The organism is Aliiglaciecola sp. 3_MG-2023 (genome assembly GCF_030548205.1).
Lineage (GTDB): Bacteria > Pseudomonadota > Gammaproteobacteria > Enterobacterales > Alteromonadaceae > Aliiglaciecola.
Genome location: NZ_JAUORV010000043.1, coordinates 1 through 596, shown reverse-complemented (window position 1 = coordinate 596; position 596 = coordinate 1). Strand labels below are relative to the sequence as shown.

Sequence of the window (596 nt, the reverse complement as noted above, 5' to 3'; positions counted from 1 at the left end):
GTAAACGTCGGTACAATTGGCCACGTTGACCATGGTAAAACGACGCTAACAGCGGCAATCACTACAGTTCTAGCAAAGACCTATGGTGGTGCTGCATCAGCGTTTGATCAAATCGATAACGCTCCAGAAGAGCGTGAGCGTGGTATCACAATTTCAACATCTCACGTTGAATACGATACTCCTTCACGTCACTATGCACACGTAGATTGCCCAGGACACGCGGATTATGTTAAGAACATGATCACAGGTGCTGCGCAAATGGACGGCGGAATCTTGGTTGTTGCGGCAACTGACGGTCCAATGCCACAAACACGTGAGCACATCTTGTTAGGTCGCCAAGTAGGTATTCCTTACATGATCGTATTCATGAACAAATGTGACATGGTTGACGACGAAGAGTTGTTGGAATTGGTAGAAATGGAAGTACGTGAACTTCTAACAGAATACGAATTCCCAGGTGATGACTTGCCAGTGATTCAAGGTTCAGCGCTTAAAGCGTTGGAAGGCGACGCAGCATGGGAAGCAAAAATCATTGAGCTTGCAGAAGCCCTTGATAGCTATATCCCAGAGCCAGAGCGTGCCATTGATAAGCCATT

General features: G+C 46.8%; 1 protein-coding gene. It reads left to right on the top strand.

Annotation, left to right across the window (positions count from 1 at the left end):
- Positions 1-596: GTP-binding protein (locus tag Q4574_RS21445; RefSeq protein WP_303477717.1), on the top strand; the 596-nt coding region annotated here is incomplete at both ends.